Here is a 20,828-nt window from a genome sequence, read left to right on the forward strand (position 1 = left end):
GCGTGGCGACGGGCCCGGGCCGATGCTGCACCGATCACTCCGGGGAATGCCTCTGCAAGGGGCACCTTTATCGCCGCTTTAGCAGGCCGGGCCCTCAGAATTAGCGTAAATCGGATGACCCCAAGATTGGGACTCCCCAATCAGCACATCGTGGGCTTAACTTAGGTGCCATGACCTCCCCCCGCTCCACCTACGGCGGCGGCTACTACGCCGCACCGTCGTTCCCCGACACTCCGATCTACGACTCCCTGGTCGCGGAGCGGGGCACCCCTCAGATCGCACCGATCCGAGTGCCTGCCGCCTATGACACCGGCAACAGCTATCTGCCGGCGCTCCCGGCGGCCCTGCCGGCTCTTCCCGCGGCACCCTCCCAGCCCCATCAGTCCTACGGCTACCCGCAGCCGACGGCACAGCAGGGCTACGCGCCGATGCAGCCGGCGCATCTGCAGCACGCTCCGGCGCCGTACATCCCGCAGCAGCCGATCGCCGGCCGCGGCGGGTACCAGTCGCCGCCGCAGCAACAGCAGCAGCAGCAGCACCAGCGGCCCGCGCCGGGTACCGGGTACGAGTCCATGCGGCCGGCGTCGCCGCGGCCCGCTCCCGTTCAGTCCCCGTACGAGGACCCGTACAACCGCCCGTACCAGGGCCGGGGGTACTAGGACCTTTCGCGGCGCCGGCCCGCGCGCGGCGGCGGGCTGCGAGGCGGTGTCCGGCAGGGTGGAGGCATGCTCGATCCCGTACTGGCTGCCGTCCACATCCACCCGGTCAGGTCGCTCGCCGCGTGCACGGTCGGTGAGGCCGCAGTCGAGCCATGGGGACTCGGCGGCGACCGTCGCCGGATGCTGACCGACGCCGGGGGCACGGTCATCACACAACGTCAGCAGCCCCGCCTGGCACTGATCCACGCCGATCCCCTGCCGGACGGCGGCATCAACCTGTCGGAGCCGGGGAGCGCGGAGCTGGACGTGGAGGTCCCGGAGCCGCAGGAGACGGCCGTCGCGGTCCACCCCTTCGGCCCGGGTAGAGGTGGTGGAGGCTGCGCGCCCGGCTCGACGCGCTGAACAGGCTCGTCGCCCGGGGCGATCACCCGGCCGAGGGTCCGCTGCCGATGGACCTCTTCCGGCCCGCCGTGGCCGTGAACGGCACCGCTGCGTGGCCGCAGGACGGCGGGACCCGGATCCCGGCCGGCGACGTGACGTTGCGCGCGGGCAGGCGCACCCGCCCGGCCGGGAACTCGTGAGGACGGGCGGTGCGTTGGACAGCGTGAGGTCGCGCTCTGTCCGCCTCCTCGGCGCGCGGACCGCACCGTATCGGGTTAAGACGGATACGGAAGGGGGTGCAGGACCTTGCGAGCACTTACGGGAGTCTGGCGTTGGCGGCACAATCCGCTGCGCCGTGCCACGGACCGGCGCGAGGCATGGGTGGCTCTGGTCGCGTTCATGCTGCTCGTCCTGGCGGCTCCGGCGATCGGCTGGTTCTGCGGGTCGCGCACGGACCACGCGCTGCAGGAGTCGGTGCGCGCCCAGCAGTCGGGCCGTCATCTCACCACCGCCGTCGTGGTGCGCCGGGTGACCTCACGGCGCTTTGTGGCCGACCCCGAGGTAGCCACGGACCGCATGGCGCTGACCTCGGTGCTGGCCCGCTGGCACGCCCCGGACGGTACGGGGCGCAGCGCCGTCGTGACGACCGCCTCGCGCGATACGGCGCCCGGGGCCCGGGTGCGCGTCTGGACCGACCGGGAAGGCGATCCGGCGGTGCGTCCGATGGACGCGCCGACGGCGCACACCCATGCCGCCCTGGCCGGGTTCGGCGCGGCGCTGCTGGCCGTCCTGCTGATCGAGTGCGTGCGGCGTCTGATCGTATGGCGCATGGTGCGGCGGCGGTACGACCTGCTCGACCGGGCATGGGCCAAGGCCGGTCCGGACTGGGGCAGGACCGGCACCGGCAGCTGAGCGCTCCGCGGATCCCGGCCGGACCGGCGAGCGGCGTGCGGCTGCCGGGCGGCGAAGCGGCCCCACCGGGCCGTCGCGGCGACGCCGCAGACGTGCGTGCGGGACTCCGCGAGCAGGGCCAAGATCCTCGGCGCCCTCCCAGGACCTGCGGATCGGGTCAACTCCCGCCCTCCGCGCGCGCTACGGTGGACCGGCCCGCCCGTCGCTTTGGCAGGCGGACCCCGGGTGTCCGCTGCCGCGAGGCAGGCGACACGGGCATCACACACGCACGAGGCGGGGGCACGACAGCGCCATGGCACAGGGCACGGTCCAGGTGACGCACACCGGCACATCGCGGTGGCGGCGCCGCACTGGCGAATACGCCTCTCTCACCGCGGCGCTGGAAGCGGCGGCGGACGGTGATGTGCTCACCGTCGCGCCGGGCACCTACCGGGAGAATCTGGTCATCGGCCGCGCGGTGACGCTGCGGGGGCCCGAGGGCTCGGTCGGTTCGGTACGGATCGCCCCCGTCGACGGCGTACCGCTGACCCTTCGGGCCTCCGCCGTCGTCCAGGATCTGCATGTGGAGGGGCAGGACTCGGCGGCCCCCGCCGTGCTGATCGAGGAGGGCGCCCCGGAGATCACGGATCTGCGGATCGTCACCCGTTCGGCCGCCGGGATCGAGGTGCGCGGTGCGGCCCGGCCCACCGTGCGACGCTGCACCGTCGACAATCCGGCGGGTGTCGGCATCGCCGTGCTCGACGGTGCCGGCGGTGTGTTCGAGGAGTGCGAGGTCGTCTCGGCCGGACAGTCGGGCGTCTCGGTGCGCGACGGCGGTCACCCCCGGCTGGAGCGCTGCCGCGTCCATCACGCCTCGGGCGCGGGTCTGGCCGTCACGGGCGAGGGCAGCGGTCTGGAGGCCGTCGGCTGCGAGATCTACGAGATCAAGGGCAGCGGTATACAGGTGTCCGCCCGCGCCGCCGCCCACCTCACCGACTGCACGGTGCACCGCACCTCCTCGGACGGCGTCACCCTGGACACCGACGCGGTGCTCACCCTGGCCGACTGCGATATCCACGACATCCCGGAGAACGCGGTGGATCTGCGTTCGCGTTCGGTCCTCACCCTGACCCGCTCGACGGTGCGCCGGTTCGGCCGCAACGGGCTGTCCGTCTGGGACCCGGGCACCCGTGTCGACGCCAACCAGTGCGAGATCCATGACAGTACGGGCGACTATCCGGCCGTCTGGGTCAGCGACGGGGCGACCGTGATACTGGATTCCTGCCGGGTCCACGACGTGCCGGACGCGCTCTTCGTCCTCGACCGGGGCTCGCGCGCCGATGTCGTGGACAGCGATCTCTCCCAGGTCCGCAACACCGCCATATCGGTCAGCGACGGGGCGACGGCGCAGCTCGACGACTGCCGGATCCGGGAGGCGTCCACGGGTGCCTGGTTCCGTGACCACGGGAGCGGCGGCACGCTCAACAACTGCACCATCGACGCGGTCCAGACGGGCGTGATCGTCACCAAGGGGGCCGATCCGACGATCGAGCGCTGCACGGTCACCTCTCCCGCCGAGGCCGGTTTCTACGTCTCGGCCGAGGGCCGCGGGACCTTCCACAGCTGCCGGGTCACCGGCAGCGAGGGCTACGGCTTCCATGTCATGGACGGCTGCCGTACGACGCTGACCCGTTGCCGTACGGAGCGGTGCGCCCGCGGCGGTTACGAGTTCGCCGAGGGCGGGGGGCTCGGCTCCCACGGCGACGGTACCGGCAGCGGACCGGTCGTGGAGGACTGCAGCAGCGACGAGAGCGGGCTGCGCACCGCCACTCCCCCGCCGCCCGCCGTGCTGACGGCGACCCAGTCGGCGCCGGGGCTGCTCGGCGCGGTTCCCCCGCCCCGTGCCGTGGAGGCAGTGGCGGCGCCGGCGCCGGCCGAGCCGGTGCGTACGTCCGATGCGGTGCTCGGCGAACTGGACACGCTGGTCGGCCTCGACAGCGTCAAGCGCGAGGTGCGCGCCCTCACCGACATGATCGAGGTGGGGCGGCGGCGTCAGCAGGCCGGGCTGAAGGCGGCTTCGGTCCGCCGCCATCTCGTCTTCACCGGTTCCCCCGGCACCGGCAAGACCACGGTGGCCCGGCTGTACGGCGAGATCCTGGCCTCGCTCGGAGTGCTGGAGCGGGGGCATCTGGTCGAGGTGTCCCGGGTCGATCTGGTCGGGGAGCACATCGGGTCGACCGCGATCCGTACCCAGGAGGCCTTCGACCGGGCGCGCGGCGGGGTGCTGTTCGTCGACGAGGCGTACGCCCTGTCCCCCGAGGACTCCGGCCGGGACTTCGGCCGGGAGGCCATCGACACGCTGGTGAAGCTGATGGAGGACCACCGGGAGGCGGTGGTCGTCATCGTCGCCGGGTACACCCACGAGATGGAGCGGTTCCTCACCGTCAACCCCGGGGTGGCGTCCCGCTTCTCGCGGACCATCACCTTCAGCGACTACGAGCCGGACGAGCTGCTGCGGATCGTCGAGCAGCAGACCGAGGAGCAGGAGTACAGCCTGGCCTCCGGCACCGGTGAGGCGCTGCTGAAGTACTTCACCGAGCTCCCCAAGGGGCCGGCCTTCGGCAATGGACGCACCGCCCGGCAGACCTTCGAGTCGATGGTGGAGCGGCATGCGGGCCGGGTCGCCCAGCTCGCGGAGACGAGCACGGACGACCTCACCCTGCTGTATCCGGAGGACCTCCCGGAACTCCCCTGAGTCCGGCGCGGGACGCGTCCGCCTGGTGCGGCAGGGCCGGGGCGAGGCGTGCCAGGAGAACGGCCCGTTCCTCGGCGAAGACCGGGTCGGCCTGGTAGTCGGAGTGGCCGAGCACCGGTTCGGGCAAGGGGTGTTCGGCAGTCCTCCCGTAGACCAGCGGGTCCTTCAGCGGGCCCCGGTCCACCTCGGGCCCCGACTCCTCGCCGAGCCGGATCTCGCCGCCGATCGGGTCGGTGGCCCGCCACAGATTGCGCCAGCAGTGCACCGACCGGTGCAGCCCGTGGAGTTGCGCGGGACCGAAGTAGGCCGGGAACCAGCGACCGTAGAGCCGCTCGATCGGCGATCCGTAGGTGAGCAGGGCGACCCGGGCGCGGGTCTCGGCGGGCAGTTGCCAGACCGCCGAGGCGGCCAGGACGCTGCCCTGGGAGTGGCCGGAGATGACGAGCCTGCCGCGGGTGCGCGCGGTCCAGCCGGACATGCGTGAGGTCAGGTCGGGCACGGCGCGCTCCGCGTAGCAGGGTGGTGCGAAGGGGTGCGCGGCGCGCGGCCAGAAGGTGCCGACGTCCCAGAGGATGCCGATGGTGCGCCGGGCGGAGGCGTCGCGGTAGGCGCGCCGCCCGCAGGTGACGAAGACCAGGAAGCCGAAGCCGACCAGCCAGGAGCCGGTCGACTGCGCCGCCTCGGCCACCGATTCCAGGAACGGGCTGCTGCCCTCCATGGCGAGTCCGGGGACCTGTCCGGTCGCCCAGGCCCCGCCGACCGCCGCGGCACCGAGCAGCAGGGTGGCGCCGGAGACCAGGGCGAGCATGCCGGGTGCGGAGTCGGTGAGCGCGGCCGTGGCCCGGGTCCGGGCGATCTGCTTCGTCCGGGCGGCGTCGGGCCGTGCCTCCTCGTACTCCAGGTCGACCACGGGCTCCAGACGGCGGGCGGCGAGATACGTCCGTACGCCGAGCACGATGCCCGGCACCAGGAGCAGGACCAGGAGCACGGGGATGACGGAGGCCTGCCAGCTGAGCAGTACCGGGGGTCCTGCGATGACGGCGCCGCTGCCCATGCCGGGGCTGCCGGGACCGTCGAGCCAGTCGGCTACACGCTGCGCCACCCCGCCGCTCATCACGCCGCCGAGCGCGCAGGCGAGCATCGCGACGGCCGGTCCGCCGAGCCCGTGGACGACGGTGCGCGGCTCGGGGCTGCGCCGGTACAGGCCCAGCGACACCGCGCCGAGGGCGACGACGAGTGCGCCCTGGGCGAGGGTGACGACGCGGAAGGTGACGTCACCGGGGAGGGGGCCCGCGGAGACCCAGCCGGGGCGTGACCAGGCGGCGTGCACGGCGGCCAGGACGAGCAGGACGAGTGCGGCGCGGGGCAGGTGTGTGGTGACGGCGCGGTCGAGCCGGTTGTCGAGGCGCCGCTCGCTGCGGCCGCGGCGGCAGACGACCCAGAGCACGACGAGCGTCCCGAGGACGAGCGCCACCTCGATCAGCCGGCCGAACACCTCGGGCACCGGCCCGGCGGCGGAACGGTCGTGGCGGGCCGCGGCGCCGGTGACGGAGGCGGTGACGGTCAGGAATCCGGCGGCGGTGTGAGCGGCGCGCAGTCGCGCGACGAGCCGGCGCCCGTACCAGAATCCTGGCCGTCCGAGCGCGGGGCGGACGGCCGGCGCGGGGCCGGCGCCCGTACCGGGAGCGGTCTGTGACGCGCTGTCGTCCGGGTCCGGGCCGGTGCCGGTGAGCGGGCGCTGGGACTCGTAGGCGCTCCAGGTCCGGTTGGACAGGTACCAGAGCAGTGCGACCAGTGCGGTGGGCACCAGCGCGGCGAGCGCGAGCCGGCGGCCCGGCTGGGACCACCAGCCACCCTGCGCCGAGGACAGGAATCCCAGCCAGGAGCGCCGGCCGGAACAGTCCGGTACGCCCGCGCACTGCCAGGCGGTGAGGTCGAGGGCGACCTCGCAGGCCGCGGCGGTGAGCAGGACGGTGAGGCTGAGCGCGAGGAGCCGGACGAGCGCGCCGTACAGCCGGACCGCGCGGGGCCGCCCCTTGGCGGCCGGGCGCATCCAGTGGGCGAGGTTGATCACCATGAACGGGAGCAGCAGGAGCCACAGCGCGCGGGATCCGTTGCCCGAGGTGAGGTTGGACCAGCAGTACGCCTCGGCGATGGGCCGGTCCCGGTACCGTTCGGGGTGCGCTTCCGCGTCGGTGTCCCCCGCGCGCCGGTAGATGGCGGCGGTGGCGTCACCGGTGACGCGGACCGTACGCGGGTCGACGAGCATCTCCTGGGGGGTGGCTCCGCCCACGCCGTGGACCAGCAGTTCCAGTGCGGGCCCGGTACTCTGCGGGGTCTCGGTGGGAGGTGGCACAGGCGTGGCTCGCTCTCGGGAGGGGGGAAGGCGGCTGATGCCCGGTCACCACGATGGCGGGCGGGCGCCGGTGTCCGCAGCGCTCTTACGGAATCTCCCCCGTGCGACGGCCTGCGACACCGCGTGGCAGGATGAGCCCGTCCGAACGGACTCCTGCACGGCCAGAGGGAAGGACCGGACCCGGCGTTGAGCGAGAACCAGAATCTGCTCGCGGAGCAGCGGCGTGCGCTGATCCTCGATGAGGTACGCAGGCGCGGCGGGGTCAGGGTCAACGAGCTGACCCGGAAGCTGAACGTGTCCGACATGACCGTGCGGCGCGACCTGGACGCGCTGGCCCGGCAGGGTGTCATCGAGAAGGTGCACGGCGGCGCCGTCCCCGTGGTCGAGGCGAGTACGCACGAGCCCGGTTTCGAGGCCAAGTCGACGCTGGAGCTCACGGCCAAGGAGGACATCGCCCGGCTGGCCGCGGCGATGGCCGTGCCCGGCAGCGCTATCGCGCTCTCCGGCGGTACCACGACCTATGCGCTCGCCCAGCATCTGCTGGACGTACCGGACCTGACGGTGGTGACCAACTCGGTGCGGGTCTCCGATGTGTTCCATGCCGCGCAGCGGCCCGGAACACCGGGTGCCCGGCCCGGCGCCGCGACCGTGGTGCTCACCGGTGGGGTACGCACGCCTTCCGACTCGCTGGTCGGCCCGGTCGCCGACCGGGCGATCGCCTCGCTCCACTTCGATGTGCTCTTCATCGGTGTGCACGGGATCTCGGTGGAGGCCGGCCTGTCCACGCCGAACTTGGCGGAGGCGGAGACCAACCGCCGCTTCGTGCAGTCGGCCCGGCGTGTGGTGGTGGTCGCCGACCACACCAAGTGGGGCACGGTGGGGCTGAGTTCGTTCGCCGCGCTGGGACAGGTGAACACGTTCGTCACGGACGCGGGGCTTTCGGACGCCGCCCGTGCGGAGATCGAGGAGCACCTGCCCGGTCTGGTGGTGGCGGGACGCAACGGGGACGGCGCGCCCGCGCAGGCCTGAACGGCGGATTCCGCTCAGCTCGCGGCGCGGCCGCCACCGCCTAGGATCGCCCTGTGGCCGTCTTCCGCATCGAGCGCTTCACCCCTCTGCCCGCAGCCGAGTCCTGGCGCCGGGTGACGGACTGGCAACGGCACGCCGCGCATGTGCCGCTGACGACGATCACGGTGCCGGCCGGGTCGCCGACCCGGGTCGGGACGGTTTTCGTGGCGCGCACCGGAGTCGGTCCGCTGGCGTTCGACGATCCGATGGAAGTGGTCCGCTGGTCTCCTCCGGCCGGCAGCCGGGCGGGGATGTGCCGGCTGGAGAAGCGCGGCCGGGTGGTGCGGGGCCGGGCGTCCATCGATGTGTATCCCACCCATACCGGCTCCCATGTGGTGTGGGTGGAGGAGCTCGGCGTACATCTGCTGCCCCGGTGGGGCGATCCCCTGATCGCCGGTGCGGGGCGGCGGATCTTCGGCCGGGTGCTCGACTCCATGCTCGACCCGCCGGCGCCACGGTACGGCTGACCGGGATGCGGTACGCGGGTCCGAGGCACCCGCGTACCGCATCCCGGCCGGACGGACGTCCCCGCACATGACGACATCTGACGGTGCGACAGTTATGGTGTGCGCGCAGCCCGTCCGCCGCCGGCCGCACAGGAGGTGCGATCCATGGCCCGCCGACTCCGCTCCGTGGGGCTCGACTTCGTCGACTCCGCTCCACTGAGGCTGGTCTTCGCAGCCGAGGTGTCCGCACCCCCGGATCTTGTGTACCGGGCGCTGGCCGAGGACGTCGAGGGCTGGCCCGGCTGGTTCACCCAGGTGACCGCGGCGCGCCCCCTCGATGCGGGCGCGGGCCGCGAGGTGCGGCTGCGCGGCGGGATCGCGTTCCGGGAGACGATCGTCGCCACGGATCCCGGCGAGCGGTACGCCTACCGGGTCGACGAGTCCAACGCCCCCGGCCTGCGTGCCCTGTTGGAGGAGTGGTCACTGACCCCGTCCGGCACCGGAACGCGTGTGCAGTGGACCTTCGCCGCCGACGGTTCGCCGCTGTTCCGGTTCACGATGCGGCGGGCCCGGGGAGCGGTGGGCAAGTCGTTCCGGGACGCGGTGCGCAATCTCGGCCGACGGCTCTCCGCACCCTCGGACTGAGGCGCACCCCCGGTCCGAGGCGCGCCCCCTGCCTGCGGCGCACCCCGCCTGAGGCGCGCCGCAGCCCGGGGCACGGCCCCCGGCCCCGCGCGACGTCCGGCGGCTCAGGCCCGGACCGCCTCCTGGCCGGGCCAGTTGCCGGTGGCCAGGAAGTCGTCGATGGTCCGGGTGTACGGGGCGATGTCCAGGCCCTGCGCGGCCAGCCAGGAGTCGGAGTAGTACTTGTCGAGGTAACGGTCGCCCGGGTCGCAGATCAGGGTGACGATACTGCCGGTGCGCCCCTGCGCGACCATCTCGGCAACCAGCTTGAACGCGCTCCACAGCCCGGTGCCGGTGGAGCCGCCCGCCTTGCGGCCGATGGACCGCTCCAGGGCTCGCACGGCCGCGACAGTCGCCGCGTCCGGGACCTTCATCATCCGGTCGATGGCTCCCGGGACGAAGCTCGGCTCCATGCGCGGTCTGCCGATGCCCTCGATGCGTGAGCCGCAGTCGCTGGTGGCGAGGGGGTTGTGGTGCGTCCAGCCGTCGAAGAAACAGGAGTTCTCCGGATCGGGCACACAGATCCGGGTGTCGTGCTGCATGTAGTGCACATACCGCGCGATGGTCGCCGAGGTGCCGCCCGTTCCCGCGGTGGCGACGATCCAGGCGGGTTCGGGGAACCGCTCGAGCCTCAGCTGCTGGTAGATCGACTCCGCGATGTTGTTGTTGCCCCGCCAGTCCGTGGCGCGCTCGGCGTAGGTGAACTGATCCATGTAGTGCCCGCCGGTCTCCGCGGCGAGCGTGGCCGACTCCTCGTACAGCCTGCGGGAATCGTCGACGAAGTGGCAGCGGCCACCGTGGAATTCGATGAGCCGGCACTTCTCGGGGCTGGTGGTGCGGGGCATCACGGCGATGAACGGAACGCCGATCAGCTTGGCGAAGTACGCCTCCGAGACGGCGGTCGAGCCGCTCGATGCCTCGATCACGGGCTTGTCGGGGCGGATCCACCCGTTGCAGAGCCCGTAGAGGAAGAGCGAACGCGCCAGCCGGTGCTTGAGACTGCCGGTGGGGTGCGTCGACTCGTCCTTGAGGTAGAGATCGATGCCCCAGCTCTCGGGCAGCGGAAAGCGCAGCAGGTGCGTGTCGGCGGAGCGGTTGGCATCCGCCTGGACCTTGCGGACGGCCTCCTTGAGCCAGGCGCGGTACGCCGGGTCGGTACGGTCGATGTCGATGGTCGCCGCGGCTTCGCCGTCGTGCCCGTGCTCACTTGTGTCCATCTGCGCGCTTCTCCTCGAACGACGGCCCTTAGCCTCACGATATGCCCCCTACCTGCGCAAACATTGACTTTGATACCCCATAGCCCTGCCTTGGTGTTGCGGGTGGGGCGGTGGCGGCGCGATGTGGCACATATGCGTCATTGCGGCGGGGTCCGCTCTGGTGCACGGGGCCCGGGATGTGCACACTTCCCCTCAGGGGTATGACGAAGGGGGCGAAGGGGCCATGTCCGAAACGGAGTTCAGCGAGACGGGCGTACGCATCGACCGGTGGGCGCGCTCACTCACCCGGGCCGGGCAGGTGACCGTCAAGGACGGCCGCGTGGCCCTGCTGACCAGTTACGGCCGGGAGATCGACAGCGCACCGGTGGGGACGGTGAGCGTGGGCAGGCCGTGGTTCGCGGGCGCGGACGCGACGGTGGCGCGGGTCAACGGGACGCGTTACCGGCTCACGATGCGGCGGCTCGGCGGGAAACCCGACGACGCGGGTCCCGCGCACCGGTTCCTCCAGGCGCTGCGCAGCGCGGGCGGCGGGCGGGGCTGACGGAGCGGCGCCGGAGGGACACCGCGAGTTGCGGAGCCGTATGCCCTGAGCGACATTGGAGTCACGTCACTCATGGTTTACCGGCGGTGACACTGTGACCCAGGCCGCCGGCCCGGACCCGGCAGCCAGCCATCTGCCGGCTCCGTTCCTTCGTCTTCTTCCGGACCTATTTCGGGGAGTCGCAGCCGTGATCAGCGAGCCAAGCAGGCACTGCACGGTGGAGCTCCAGGCCCTGCCGTCGCGGATCGGTCAGGTCCGCAGAATCATCTCGGCGCAATTGCGCTACTGGCATCTCGATCCTCTGATCGACCAGGCAGCGCTGGGCGTCACCGAACTGCTGACCAATGTCCACCGGCATGCACAGCCGGACAAATCATGCACCGTCGAGATCGAGCTGCTGCTCGAACGGCTGACGGTGTCCGTCCATGACCACGACCCACGGATGCCGACCGTGCGCAAGGCCGACGACTCCAGTACCTCGGGGCGCGGACTCGCACTGATCGCCGCGGTCAGTGAGAGCTGGGGTGTCCGCCGCCCCCGGGGCGGAGCGGGGAAGGTGGTCTGGTTCACGCTTCCCACACCCTCCCTGTTCGCCACGCAGCCACCGCATGTGCTGTACGGGGCGACGACCGACGGGCCGTTCGACCTGAGCGGCATCATGACGCCGGAGGGTGCGTCGCCCTCGGTGGCACGCTCGGTGGCCGTCGGCTGAGACAGCGGGAGCGGGGCGCCCCTTCCCGGGGGCGCCCCGCTCCTGTCGTGCCGTCTCCTGTCGTGCCGTTCCAGTACTCCTGGTCTGCTCCTGCCGCGCCTTCAGTCGGCGGCGATGGCGCGGAGCACATCCAGCCGCGCCGCCCGCCGGGCCGGACGCCGGCCGGCCAGCGCGCCGGCGGTGATGCCGACCAGGGCGACCACGAGCAGCCGCACCGGCGGAAGGGCGAAGGCGAACGCGGTGTCGCCCGCCCCTTCGGACGCCTTGACGAGCACCCACCCCAGGAAGCCGCCCAGCAGCAGTCCGCCCGCCGTACCGAACGCCGCGACCAGGACGGACTCCCAGCGGACCATGGCCCGCAACTGCTTCCGGGTCTGCCCGACGGCCCGCAACAGGCCCAGTTCCCTGGTGCGTTCGTGGATGGCCAGGGTCAGTGTGTTCGCGATGCCGAGCAGCGCGATCAGTACCGCGAGGGCCAGCAGTGCGTAGACCAGGGTGAGCATCATGTCGATGCCGCCGGCCGAGGACTGCGCGTACTCACCACGGGTCTGCACGTCGGGGTTGCCGTACGCGGCGGCCGTCTTCGCCACGGCGGCCTTGCCGTCGGCGGTGGACACCCCTTCCTTGAAGGACACGGCGATCAGCGAATCGGAGTCCTGGCCGCGGTGGGGCGCCCAGGCCTGCCGGGTGATGACGTAGTCCCCGGCCAGCTCCGACTGCCCGTACACGGCCCGGACGGTGAAGGTCCGCTCCTTGCCGTCGGTGAAGGTGAGCCGTGCGGTGGAGCCGGCGTGCAATCCGCGCCTGCCCGCCTCTGTGTCGGAGACGGCGAGGCCGTTCGTACCGAGCGCTTTCATGGACCCGTCGATCCTGCCGAGGTCGAAGACCCTGGCCAGGGCTGCCGGATCGGTGACGGTGAGAGCGCGTCCGGAGCCGTCGACCTCTGCGACGCCCTTGCCCAGGCCGACCGCGGTGGCCACGTCCGGAAGCCGGCCGACGGCCGGGGCGAGCCGCGGGCTGAGTCCGCTGCCTCCGGCCCCGAAGGAAGGCGCGCTGATCGCGACGTCACCGGCGAAGGAACGGTCGACGGTCTGGTTCATGGTGGCCTTCAGTGAGGCGCCGAACACCGTGAAGAGGGACACCACCGCGACACCGACCATGAGGGCGGTGGCCGTCGACGCGGTACGCCTGGGGCTGCGCAGGGCGTTGCGCCGCGCCAGGTGGCCCGTGGCGCCGCGCAGCCGGCCGAGCGGCGCACCGAGGATCCGCACGGCGTACGAGGAGGCGATGGGGCCGAGTACGACGAAGGCGGCGAGCGCCAGGACCGCGCCGACGGCCGAGAGCCAGACGGACGGGGCGGCCAGGGCGCCGGTCAGGATCACCCCGACCGCGGCGAGCAGCAGCGCAAGCCCGGCGAGGGCACGGGGCCGGGAGGCGGCCGAGTCGTCGACGGCGGTCTCGCGCAGGGCGGCCAGGGGCGCGGTGCGTCCGGCACGGACGGCGGGCACCAGGGCGGAGCCGGCGCAGACGACGACGCCCACGGCGAGCGGCAGCACCATGGACAGGCCGCTGATGACGAGGGCTCCGTCGGGGAACGGGAATCCGATGGCCGGGAAGAGAGCCTGGAGTCCGGCGGCCATCGCGATGCCGCCGGCCAGACCCGCTGCGGAGGCGATCACGCCGACCACGGTCGCCTCCACGAGGGTCGAGCCGAGGATCTGCCGTCGGGAGGCGCCGAGGGCGCGCAGCAGGGCGTTCTCCCGGGTGCGCTGGGCGACGACGATGGCGAAGGTGTTGTGGATGGAGAAGGTCGCGACCAGCAGCACGATGCCGGAGAACACCAGCAGCAACGTGGTGAACAGGCTGAGGAAGGCGCCGGAGATCATGTCCTGGTTCTCGGCGGTGGAGGCCTGGCCGGTGATGGCCTCGGTGTCCGGGGGCAGCACGGGCCGCAGCGCGTCGACGAGTTCGCGCTGACTGGTGCCGGGGCCGGCCCGCACCTGGATGCCCGACGCCTGGCCGGGCTTCGGGGTGAGGTACTTCTCGGCGTCGGCGAGCGTCATGCCGGTGTAGGTCACCTGCCCCATGCCGTCCTCGCCGCCGAAGGTGGCCAGGCCGACGACGGTGACGTGGACCGGGTCCGGGGTGCGCAGAACGGTCGTGTCACCGATCTTCAGCCCGCCCTTGTCGGCGGTGCCGCGGTTGACGACGACCTCGCCGGGTGCGGACGGGGCGTGTCCTTCGGCGAGCCGGTAGGGGTTGAGCTTCGGGTCGTCGATCCAGTTTCCGGCGAGGGTGGGCGGGCCCTGGCCGCCGATGGGCTTGCCGTCGGCGCCGATCAGCTGGCCGGCGCCCTGGATGTCGGGGGCGGCCGCGGCGACCTGGGGCAGCTGGTCGATGCGCCGGACGAGGCCGGTGGACACGGGCTGCCGGGTGCCTTCGGACTCGCCGGAGACGGTGACGACGTTGGTGCTGCGGACGACGGCGTCGGTGCCGCTGGCCGCGTTGGCGAACATCGTGTCGAAGCTCGCGCGCAGGGTGTCCCCCATGACGAGGGTCCCCGTGAGGAAGGCGACGCCGAGCAGGACGGCGGTCAGGGTGCCGGCGAACCGGCGCCGGTGGGTGCGGAGCGACGAGAGGCCGATGCGCACGGTGGCGCGGGTGCTGGTCATGGCGTCCCCTGGGTGCTCGGTGCCGGGTCGAAGGCCTTGAGGCGGTCGAGTACGCGTTCGGCGGTGGGGTTCTGCATACGGTCGACGAGCCTGCCGTCGGCCAGGAAGACCACTTCGTCGGCGTGGGCGGCGGCGACCGGGTCGTGGGTGACCATGACGACGGTGCGGCCGGTCTGCCGGACGGTGCGGCCGAGCAGCCGGAGCACTTCCTGGCCGGCGCGCGAGTCGAGGTTGCCGGTGGGTTCGTCGGCGAAGACGACGTCCGGGCCGCCCGCGAAGGCGCGGGCGACGGCGACGCGCTGCTGCTGGCCGCCGGAGAGTTCGCCGGGCCGGTGGTGCAGGCGGTCGCGCAGTCCGACGGTGTCGATGAGCGCGTCCAGCCGGGCCCGGTCCGGCCGCTCCCCCGCCAGGTCCAGGGGGAGCGTGATGTTCTCGGCGACGGTGAGCGTCGGCAGCAGGTTGAAGGCCTGGAAGACGAAGCCGATGCGCCGGCGGCGCAGCAGGGTGAGCCTGCGGTCGTCGAGAGCGCCGAGTTCGGTGTCGCCGATGAAGGCGGTGCCGGAGGTGAGGGTGTCGAGTCCGGCGGCGCAGTGCATCAGGGTGGACTTGCCGGAGCCCGAGGGCCCCATGATGGCGGTGAAGCGGCCGGCCGGGAAGCCGACGCTCACCCCGTCCAGGGCCCTGACCTCGGTGTCGCCCGTGCCGTAGACCTTCACGGCGTCGGCGACCCGGGCGGCGGTCGTGGTGCCGGTGACGGGAGCGGTGGTGGTCATGCCGCACCTCCCTTGCCGTGGATGCCGAACTGCTCGTCGAGGACGGAGAGCCGGCGCCAGTACTCGTCCTCGTCGATCTCCCCGGCGGCGAAGCGCCGCCCGAGCATGGTGATCGGTGAGGTTTCGGCGGGGCCGCCCTGCACCGCGCGGGCCTGCCAGGGGCCGCGGCGGCCGCGCCAGACGGTGCGGCGCAGGACGGTGACGACGGTGATGACGACGGCTGCCCAGACGAGCGGGAAGAGGAGGACCCATGGTCCGGGTCCGCCGTCGAAGGCCAGGGTGTTCATTTCGGTCAGCTCCTCGGTCCGGGTTCAGGTCTTTTCCCTCGGTTCCGATCCTGGCTCCGGGGAGGGGGTCGCGTCGTCGTACGGCCAGCGGCAGTGCGCGTACCCCCTCGGGAGTAGATGACGGTCCGGCGGCTGCTCCCGCCCGTCGTAACACCGGTCCTGGATTCTGTACCTACTAGTATGTACAGTGATCCCATGAGCACTCCGGACCGTCTGATCGAGGCCACCCAGGAGCTCCTGTGGGAGCGCGGCTATGTGGGCACCAGCCCCAAGGCCATCCAGCAGCACGCGGGCGCGGGCCAGGGCAGCATGTACCACCACTTCGCCGGCAAGCCGGATCTGGCGCTGACGGCCATCCGCCGCACGGCCGAGGAACTGCGCGGGACGGCGGGGCGCTTGCTGGACGCACCCGGTTCGGCGTACCAGCGGATCTCGGGCTATCTGCTGCGTGAGCGCGACGTGCTGCGCGGCTGCCCGGTGGGGCGGCTGACGATGGACCCGGAGGTCATCGCGAGCGACGCGCTGCGGGCGCCCGTCGAGGAGACGATCGGCTGGCTCCGCGACCGGCTCGCCACGATCGTCCAGGAGGGCGTGGACCGGGGCGAGTTCAGCTCCTCCCTGGTGCCGCAGGACATCGCTGCGGCCGTCGTCGCGACCGTTCAGGGCGGCTATGTGCTGGCCCGGGCCTCGGGATCGACGGACGCCTTCGACGCGGCCGCCCGCGGACTGCTCGCGCTGCTGGCCCCCCGCCCCGACGCCGCCTGACTCCCTGACCCCCTGGGTCACGCCGACATCCCGAGGAGCACCCCGCGCATGCGCATCACCAGGAACCGCCCGGGCACGCGGTCCGGACCGGCCGCCCACTTCAACGGCGCCGTCTGGCTGGACGAGATCGCCGCTCCCGAACCCCCCTCCCGGCTCCGGCTGTTCAGCGTGCACTTCGCACCGGGCGGGCACACCGGCTGGCACACCCATCCGCACGGCCAGGTCCTGCATGTCACCGAGGGCGAGGGCCTGGTGCAGCGCAGGGGCGGCCCGGTGGAGGCGATCCGGGCGGGCGACACGGTGTGGATCGAGCCGGACGAATGGCACTGGCACGGCGCGTCACCGCGCACCTTCATGACCCATCTCGCCGTCGTCGAGGCGGCCGTTGACGGCGCCACCATCCACTGGCACACCGACGCCGGCGTCCCCGAGTACCCGGCGGCCTGAGGAGCGAGCGATGCACGCCATGCAGTACGAGATCACGCTGCCCGCCGACTACGACATGGGCATCATCCGCGACCGGGTGGCGACGAAGGGCCACCTCATGAACGCCTTCCCGGGGCTCGGCATCAAGGCCTACCTGATCCGGGAGCGCGGCGAGGACTCCCCGGTGAACCAGTACGCACCGCTTTATCTGTGGGCCGGGCCCGAGGGTATGAACTCCTTCCTCTGGGGTCCCGGATTCCAGGGCATCGTGCGGGACTTCGGGCGCCCCGAGGTGCAGCACTGGACCGGTCTGGCGTACGAGGAGGGCCCGTCGCCGGCCGCGCTCCCCCGCTCTGCCACCCGCCACCGCTCCCCCGTACCGCCCTCAACCGCTCCGGCGGACGCGGTGGGGGCCGCCCTGGAGGAGAGCCGGCGGCTCGCGAAGGCGCCCGGCGCGGTCGCCACGGCGCTGGCTGTCGATCCCCGCCACTGGGAACTGCTCCACTTCACACTCTGGGACCATCCCGCGCCGCAGGAGCCCGGTGAGCGCTACGAGGTACTCCACCTCAGCCGGCCGGAGCCCGAACGGCTCGGGGCGGGGCGCCAGTGGTAGCCGCCGTCCGCACCGTCCTGGGGGACATCCCCGCGGGCGAGCTGGGGGTGTGCGACGCCCACGACCACCTCTTCCTGCGCAGTCCCGTGCTGCCGGGCCGGGAGCTCGACGATCCGGTGGCCGCCGCCGGACGGCTGCGGGCCTTCCACGGCTTCGGCGGCCGGTCCGTGGTGCAGTGGACGCCGTACGGCATGGGGCGCGGCGCGCAGGTGCTGGCGGAGCTGTCCCGTTCGACGGGGACGCACGTGGTGGCGGCGACGGGGCTCCACCAGGCCGTGCACTACCCGGCCGGACTGCTCGAGCGGATCAGGGGCTGTCTCGCCTCGCTCTTCGTCTCGGAGCTCACCGAGGGGATCGGCTCCACCTCGGTGCGGGCGGGACTCATCAAGGTCGCCGGCGCCTTCCACACGGTCGACGCCCACGCCCGGCTCACCATGACGGCGGCCGCCGAGGCGCATCACCGTACGGGGGCGCCGATCGCCGTCCATCTCGAGCTCGGCACCGCCGCCCCGGACGTACTCGACCTGCTGTGCGGCACGTTGGGGGTCCCCGCACACCGGGTGATCCTCGGCCATCCCGGCCGGTCGCCGGACGGCGCCGCGCAGCGGGAGGCGGCGCGGGCCGGGGCGTTCCTGGCGTTCGACGGTCCGTCACGGGCCCACCACGCGACGGACTGGCGGCTGCCCGAGGAGCTGGCGGCGCTGGCCGGGGCCGGGTTCGGCGGGCAGCTGCTGCTGGGCGGCGACACCACCGTGCCGGAGACCCCGGGCATGCCGCATCTGCTGCACCGGCTGCGCCCGCGGCTGACCGAGGTGCTCGGGGCGGACACGATGGAGGCCGTTCTGGTCACCAACCCCGCGCGGGCGTTCGCGTTCGAAGAGCCGGCGCGAGCCGCCTGACGGACGGGCGGCAGCGCCGGCCCCGGGCCGTCAGGCGAGCGCGCCCAGGGGGTCGTCCAGTACCGGCTGCCAGGCCAGCTCGGCCGCCCCGACCAGGCTGTTGTGGTCGAGGGTGCAGGGCAGGATCGGAACGCTGCCGCTGCGTCCCCACAGGCTGCGGTCGGCCACCACGGCCCGCAGCCGTTCCGGATCGGCGTCGAGCAGGGCCCGGTGCAGTCCGCCGAGAATGATCCGGTCGGGATTGAGGATGTTGACCAGGCCGGCGAGGCCGAGGCCGAGGCGGTCGATCAGCTCCTCGGCGGCATTGCGCACGGCAGCGTCCTCGTACTCGTTGCGCAGCAGGTCGCCGGACTGCTTGAGCAGCGACTCCTCGGGGCCGGGGGTGCGTCCGGCGGCGACGAGGAAGGCGAGCGGGTCGGTCTCGACGTCGAGGCAGCCTCGGCCTCCACAGTGGCAGGGGCGGCCCTCGGGGTTGACCGTGAGATGGCCGACTTCCAGGGCGAGCCCCGAACTCCCGGTGTGCAGGCGGCCGTCCAGCACGAGCGCGCCGCCGACACCGCGGTGGCCGGTGGCCACGCAGAGCAGGTGCTGGGCCCCGCGGCCGGCTCCGTGGCGGTGCTCGGCGAGCGCGGCGAGGTTGACGTCGTTCCCGGTGAACGCCGGCCCGGTGATGCCCGCTTCACGGATGCATGTGGCGAAGATCTCGCGGACCGGGGCGCCCGCGGGCCAGGCGATGTGGAGCGGGTTGAGGGCGGTGCCCTCGGGTTCGGCGACCGCGGACGGCACGGCGAGGCCGGCTCCCACGCACCGCAGCCCGCTGTCCCGCAGCAACCGTGCGCAGTCGTCCACGACTTCGCCGATGACCTGTGCGGGGTCCGCGGTGACGGTGACGCAGCCGGGGGCGGTCGCGACGAGCCGGCCGCCGAGTCCGACCAGCGCGGCCCGGAAGCCGTCCGCGTGCACCTGGGCGGCGACGGCCACCGGCCCGGACTCCCGTACGGCCAGCCGGTGCGAGGGGCGGCCCTGCGAGCCCGCGGCCGAGCCGGGGCTGGAGTCGACCCGGATCAGTCCGAGCGCCTCCAGCTCCGCGGCGACCGCACCCGCCGTGGCACGGGTGACGCCCAGCTCGGAGGTGAGGACGGCGCGGGTGGGTGCGCGTCCGGTATGGACCAGTTCCAGTGCGGGCCCGAGTGCGCTGCGGCCCCTCTCCAACTTCGTCCGGGTGGTGGTCACCTTGCCGTTCATGGGGGCGAGTCTCCCATGATCCGGAGGTGGTGCCGACGCCGTGGTGGCCTGCTTCTCCCCTGCGCCGCCCCGGTCCACGGCATGGGGCGAGCTCCCGCGGGGCGGCATCCGGGCCGGGCGGACGGCTGTCTTGCGCGCGTTGTCCGCGGACCCCTATGCTGAGTTTGTGCCGCACCTAAACAAACTGCGGACGGCACTGCCGGGGGGACCGGGCGGCAACACCGCCCCACCCCCGTCGGCCCGCCTCCGTACCGCGCTGACCCTGTTCTTCGCCCTCGACGGGTTCCTCTTCGCCGGCTGGGTGGTCCGCATCCCGGCCATCAAGCACCAGACCGGCGCATCGGCCGCCACCCTCGGCCTCGCACTCCTCGGCGTATCCGCCGGCGCCGTCATCACCATGGTGCTCACCGGCCGGCTCTGCCGCCGCTTCGGCAGCCACCCGGTGACCGTGGTCAGCGCAGTCCTGCTGTCGCTCGGCATCTCCCTGCCCGCGCAGACCCATTCGGCACTCTCGCTCGGCCTGGTCCTGCTGGTGTTCGGTGCCGCGTACGGCGGGATGAACGTGGCGATGAACAGTGCGGCGGTCGATCTGGTCGCCGCTCTGCGGCGTCCGGTGATGCCCGGTTTCCACGCCGCGTTCAGCCTCGGCGGCATGATCGGCGCCGGGCTCGGCGGGCTCGTGGCGGGTGGCCTTTCGGCCTCCGCGCATCTCTTCATCCTGACCGGAATCGGACTGCTGGTCACCGCTGCCGTGGGCCCGGTCCTGCTGCGGTACCCGTCCCCGAAGGCCGGCCCGACGACAGCCGACGGCGGGAAGAGCCCCCAGCGCCTGGACGGGCGGGCGCGCCGGGTGGTGCTCCTGTTCGGGGTCATCGCGCTCTGCACCGCGTACGGCGAAGGCGCCCTGGCCGACTGGGGCGCACTCCACCTGGAGCAGGACCTGCACGCCCACCCCGGGGTCGCGGCGGCCGGCTACTCACTGTTCGCTCTCGCCATGACAGCCGGCCGGCTCAGTGGCACGGCTCTGCTCGAACGGCTCGGGCAGACCCGCACGCTCGTCGCCGGCGGCGGTACCGCGGCAGCCGGGATGCTGCTCGGCTCGCTCGCCCCGACCACCTGGCTCGCGCTGCTCGGGTTCGCCGTCACCGGACTCGGCCTGGCCAACATCTTCCCGGTGGCGGTCGGCAGGGCCGGCGAGCTCGCGGGCCCCGGCGGAGTGGCCGCGGCCTCGACGCTGGGCTACGGCGGCATGCTGCTCGGGCCGCCCGCGATCGGGTTCCTGGCCGACTGGTTCTCGCTGCCCGTGGCCCTGACCACGGTGGCCCTGCTGGCTGTGGCCGCGGCGGCCCTGGGGTACGGCGCCCGCAATGCGGCACACACCTGAGCGGATTGGCGGCCCGGCTCAGGCATGAACGCCTCTCCCGGCGCACGACGGTCG

The 20,828-nt window shown here is 72.9% G+C and carries 20 protein-coding genes; 14 read left to right on the plus strand and 6 right to left on the minus strand.

From position 1 onward, the window contains the following. The first annotated feature begins 170 nt into the window (after positions 1–170). The 4 genes from OG782_RS02765 to OG782_RS02780 all read left to right on the plus strand — a co-directional run bounded on the left by OG782_RS02765 (position 171) and on the right by OG782_RS02780 (position 4,686). Positions 171–659 (plus strand): DUF6643 family protein, encoded by a 489-nt coding sequence (locus OG782_RS02765; protein ID WP_406447786.1) that lies wholly within the window; start codon positions 171–173, stop codon positions 657–659. 66 nt (positions 660–725) lie between these two features. Continuing rightward, positions 726–1,061 carry an MOSC N-terminal beta barrel domain-containing protein gene (locus OG782_RS02770; RefSeq protein WP_406447787.1) on the plus strand — a complete coding sequence of 112 codons (336 nt, stop codon included), beginning with the start codon at positions 726–728 and terminating at the stop codon, positions 1,059–1,061. A 285-nt stretch (positions 1,062–1,346) separates the two neighbouring features. Next, positions 1,347–1,952: a hypothetical protein gene (locus tag OG782_RS02775; protein WP_406447788.1), complete on the plus strand. Its 606-nt coding sequence runs from the start codon at positions 1,347–1,349 to the stop codon at positions 1,950–1,952. Positions 1,953–2,244: 292 nt separating this feature from the next. Further along, the gene (locus tag OG782_RS02780) at positions 2,245–4,686 is read left to right on the plus strand and encodes a right-handed parallel beta-helix repeat-containing protein (protein WP_406447789.1); all 2,442 of its coding nucleotides are present in this window, start codon (positions 2,245–2,247) and stop codon (positions 4,684–4,686) included. Here the strand turns inward: OG782_RS02780 and OG782_RS02785 are convergent. Beyond that, a complete protein-coding gene (locus OG782_RS02785) occupies positions 4,646–7,042 on the minus strand; it encodes a hypothetical protein (protein ID WP_406447790.1) in 2,397 nt (798 codons plus the stop codon). The two genes, OG782_RS02780 and OG782_RS02785, sit on opposite strands and share 41 nt — an antisense overlap. A 186-nt stretch (positions 7,043–7,228) precedes the next feature. Here OG782_RS02785 and OG782_RS02790 point away from each other — a divergent pair, with 186 nt between their 5' ends. The 3 genes from OG782_RS02790 (at position 7,229) to OG782_RS02800 (ending at position 9,201) form a co-directional block, all read left to right on the plus strand. Further along, entirely contained in the window at positions 7,229–8,071 is an 843-nt protein-coding gene (locus tag OG782_RS02790) for a DeoR/GlpR family DNA-binding transcription regulator (RefSeq protein ID WP_406447791.1), read from the plus strand. A gap of 53 nt (positions 8,072–8,124) precedes the next feature. Then, positions 8,125–8,577, plus strand: coding sequence for an SRPBCC family protein (locus tag OG782_RS02795; protein ID WP_406447792.1), 453 nt, complete (start codon positions 8,125–8,127; stop codon positions 8,575–8,577). Positions 8,578–8,721: 144 nt separating this feature from the next. Next, a complete protein-coding gene (locus tag OG782_RS02800; RefSeq protein ID WP_406447793.1) occupies positions 8,722–9,201 on the plus strand; it encodes an SRPBCC family protein in 480 nt (159 codons plus the stop codon). A gap of 104 nt (positions 9,202–9,305) precedes the next feature. Here the strand turns inward: OG782_RS02800 and OG782_RS02805 are convergent, their stop codons facing one another. Further along, the gene (locus tag OG782_RS02805; RefSeq protein WP_406447794.1) at positions 9,306–10,457 is read right to left on the minus strand and encodes a PLP-dependent cysteine synthase family protein; all 1,152 of its coding nucleotides are present in this window, start codon (positions 10,455–10,457) and stop codon (positions 9,306–9,308) included. 223 nt (positions 10,458–10,680) lie between these two features. Between OG782_RS02805 and OG782_RS02810 the strand changes: the two genes are divergently transcribed. Beyond that, positions 10,681–10,998, plus strand: coding sequence for a hypothetical protein (locus OG782_RS02810; RefSeq protein WP_406447795.1), 318 nt, complete (start codon positions 10,681–10,683; stop codon positions 10,996–10,998). A gap of 187 nt (positions 10,999–11,185) precedes the next feature. Beyond that, positions 11,186–11,710: an ATP-binding protein gene (locus OG782_RS02815; RefSeq protein WP_406447796.1), complete on the plus strand. Its 525-nt coding sequence runs from the start codon at positions 11,186–11,188 to the stop codon at positions 11,708–11,710. Between the two features lie 101 nt (positions 11,711–11,811). Here OG782_RS02815 and OG782_RS02820 read toward each other — a convergent pair whose 3' ends face one another. The 3 genes from OG782_RS02820 to OG782_RS02830 are packed head-to-tail and all read right to left on the minus strand — an operon-like array spanning position 11,812 to position 15,442. Continuing rightward, positions 11,812–14,382, minus strand: coding sequence for an ABC transporter permease (locus tag OG782_RS02820; RefSeq protein ID WP_406447797.1), 2,571 nt, complete (start codon positions 14,380–14,382; stop codon positions 11,812–11,814). Then, positions 14,379–15,155, minus strand: a complete 777-nt coding sequence (locus OG782_RS02825) for an ABC transporter ATP-binding protein (protein ID WP_406447798.1) — start codon at positions 15,153–15,155, stop codon at positions 14,379–14,381. Before OG782_RS02825 ends, OG782_RS02820 begins: the two co-directional genes overlap by 4 nt. Then, positions 15,152–15,442, minus strand: a complete 291-nt coding sequence (locus tag OG782_RS02830; protein ID WP_406447799.1) for an SHOCT domain-containing protein — start codon at positions 15,440–15,442, stop codon at positions 15,152–15,154. The genes OG782_RS02825 and OG782_RS02830 overlap by 4 nt, the downstream gene beginning before the upstream one ends. Positions 15,443–15,622: 180 nt before the next feature. Between OG782_RS02830 and OG782_RS02835 the strand changes: the two genes are divergently transcribed. From OG782_RS02835 to OG782_RS02850, 4 genes are read left to right on the plus strand one after another with little or no spacing between them, the layout of a single operon-like run. Continuing rightward, positions 15,623–16,207 carry a TetR/AcrR family transcriptional regulator gene (locus OG782_RS02835; protein WP_406447800.1) on the plus strand — a complete coding sequence of 195 codons (585 nt, stop codon included), beginning with the start codon at positions 15,623–15,625 and terminating at the stop codon, positions 16,205–16,207. A gap of 48 nt (positions 16,208–16,255) precedes the next feature. Then, positions 16,256–16,654 (plus strand): cupin domain-containing protein, encoded by a 399-nt coding sequence (locus OG782_RS02840; protein WP_406447801.1) that lies wholly within the window; start codon positions 16,256–16,258, stop codon positions 16,652–16,654. Between the two features lie 10 nt (positions 16,655–16,664). Then, entirely contained in the window at positions 16,665–17,246 is a 582-nt protein-coding gene (locus OG782_RS02845; RefSeq protein ID WP_406447802.1) for a DUF4865 family protein, read from the plus strand. Continuing rightward, positions 17,240–18,145, plus strand: coding sequence for a phosphotriesterase (locus OG782_RS02850; RefSeq protein ID WP_406447803.1), 906 nt, complete (start codon positions 17,240–17,242; stop codon positions 18,143–18,145). The genes OG782_RS02845 and OG782_RS02850 overlap by 7 nt, the downstream gene beginning before the upstream one ends. 30 nt (positions 18,146–18,175) lie before the next feature. Here OG782_RS02850 and OG782_RS02855 read toward each other — a convergent pair whose 3' ends face one another. Next, positions 18,176–19,390, minus strand: a complete 1,215-nt coding sequence (locus OG782_RS02855; protein WP_406447804.1) for an ROK family protein — start codon at positions 19,388–19,390, stop codon at positions 18,176–18,178. 166 nt (positions 19,391–19,556) lie between these two features. Between OG782_RS02855 and OG782_RS02860 the strand changes: the two genes are divergently transcribed. Then, positions 19,557–20,774 carry an MFS transporter gene (locus tag OG782_RS02860; protein WP_406447805.1) on the plus strand — a complete coding sequence of 406 codons (1,218 nt, stop codon included), beginning with the start codon at positions 19,557–19,559 and terminating at the stop codon, positions 20,772–20,774. Positions 20,775–20,828: the final 54 nt, after the last annotated feature.

The organism is Streptomyces sp. NBC_00876 (assembly GCF_045207435.1).
Classification (GTDB): domain Bacteria; phylum Actinomycetota; class Actinomycetes; order Streptomycetales; family Streptomycetaceae; genus Streptomyces.

Coding starts and splice junctions, on each gene's coding strand:
- OG782_RS02765 (WP_406447786.1), top strand. CDS start 171: ATGACCTCCCCCCGCTCCACCTACGGCGGCGGCTACTACGCCGCACCG.
- OG782_RS02770 (WP_406447787.1), top strand. CDS start 726: ATGCTCGATCCCGTACTGGCTGCCGTCCACATCCACCCGGTCAGGTCG.
- OG782_RS02780 (WP_406447789.1), top strand. CDS start 2,245: ATGGCACAGGGCACGGTCCAGGTGACGCACACCGGCACATCGCGGTGG.
- OG782_RS02800 (WP_406447793.1), top strand. CDS start 8,722: ATGGCCCGCCGACTCCGCTCCGTGGGGCTCGACTTCGTCGACTCCGCT.
- OG782_RS02805 (WP_406447794.1), bottom strand. CDS start 10,457: ATGGACACAAGTGAGCACGGGCACGACGGCGAAGCCGCGGCGACCATC.
- OG782_RS02810 (WP_406447795.1), top strand. CDS start 10,681: ATGTCCGAAACGGAGTTCAGCGAGACGGGCGTACGCATCGACCGGTGG.
- OG782_RS02820 (WP_406447797.1), bottom strand. CDS start 14,382: ATGACCAGCACCCGCGCCACCGTGCGCATCGGCCTCTCGTCGCTCCGC.
- OG782_RS02825 (WP_406447798.1), bottom strand. CDS start 15,155: ATGACCACCACCGCTCCCGTCACCGGCACCACGACCGCCGCCCGGGTC.
- OG782_RS02830 (WP_406447799.1), bottom strand. CDS start 15,442: ATGAACACCCTGGCCTTCGACGGCGGACCCGGACCATGGGTCCTCCTC.
- OG782_RS02835 (WP_406447800.1), top strand. CDS start 15,623: ATGTACAGTGATCCCATGAGCACTCCGGACCGTCTGATCGAGGCCACC.
- OG782_RS02840 (WP_406447801.1), top strand. CDS start 16,256: ATGCGCATCACCAGGAACCGCCCGGGCACGCGGTCCGGACCGGCCGCC.
- OG782_RS02845 (WP_406447802.1), top strand. CDS start 16,665: ATGCACGCCATGCAGTACGAGATCACGCTGCCCGCCGACTACGACATG.
- OG782_RS02855 (WP_406447804.1), bottom strand. CDS start 19,390: ATGAACGGCAAGGTGACCACCACCCGGACGAAGTTGGAGAGGGGCCGC.